The sequence below is a fragment of the Psychromonas antarctica genome, assembly GCF_022267535.1.
In the GTDB taxonomy this organism is placed as follows: Bacteria; Pseudomonadota; Gammaproteobacteria; order Enterobacterales; family Psychromonadaceae; genus Psychromonas; species Psychromonas antarctica.
Genome location: NZ_JAHNZV010000258.1, coordinates 1 through 1,005, shown reverse-complemented (window position 1 = coordinate 1,005; position 1,005 = coordinate 1). Strand labels below are relative to the sequence as shown.

The window sequence follows — 1,005 nt, the reverse complement described above, 5'->3', positions numbered from 1 at the left end:
CACATTAACAGTGTCTCTATCGCTCTACCAACTGAGCTAAAGAGGAATTGTTCTTTTCTACTACTAATGGAATAACACATTAACAGTGTCTCTATCGCTCTACCAACTGAGCTAAAGAGGAATGTTCTTTTTTCTGTTAATGAACACATCACATTAACAGTGTCTCTATCGCTCTACCAACTGAGCTAAAGAGGAATTGTTCTTTTCTACTACTAATGGAATAACACATTAACAGTGTCTCTATCGCTCTACCAACTGAGCTAAAGAGGAATGTTCAAATGTTTATAGTGTTTTCACACCTTCAATCTCGACTCGAAATCAACACTGAAACAAAGTGGCTCCTCTTGCTGGACTTGAACCAGCGACACACGGATTAACAGTCCGTTGCTCTACCAACTGAGCTAAAGAGGAATTGTTCTTTTTCTGTTAATGAATACATCACATTAACAGTGTCTCTATCGCTCTACAAACTGAGCTAAAGAGGAATTGTTCTTTTTCTGTTAATGAATACATCACATTAACAGTGTCTCTATCGCTCTACCAACTGAGCTAAAGAGGAATTGTTCTTTTTGTATTAAAAATATTTATAGTGTTTTCACACTCTTAAGTTTCAAAACATTCAAAACTTAATGAAAGTGGCTCCTCTTGCTGGACTTGAACCAGCGACACACGGATTAACAGTCCGTTGCTCTACCAACTGAGCTAAAGAGGAATTGTTCTTTTCTACTATCAATGGATAGAACACATTAACAGTGTCTCTATCGCTCTACCAACTGAGCTAAAGAGGAATTGTTCTTTTCCTGCTAATGGAATAACACATTAACAGTGTCTCTATCGCTCTACCAACTGAGCTAAAGAGGAATTGTTCTTTTCTACTACTAATGGAATAACACATTAACAGTGTCTCTATCGCTCTACCAACTGAGCTAAAGAGGAATTGTTCTTTTCTACTACTAATGGAATAACACATTAACAGTGTCTCTATCGCTCTACCAACTGAGCTAA

The 1,005-nt window shown here is 37.3% G+C and carries 2 tRNA genes; both read right to left on the bottom strand.

Annotated elements, in window-relative coordinates:
- Positions 1-335 precede the first annotated feature (335 nt).
- Positions 336-411, bottom strand: a tRNA-Asn gene (locus KSO91_RS17365).
- A gap of 225 nt (positions 412-636) precedes the next feature.
- Positions 637-712 (bottom strand) — tRNA-Asn (locus KSO91_RS17360).
- Positions 713-1,005 lie beyond the last annotated feature (293 nt).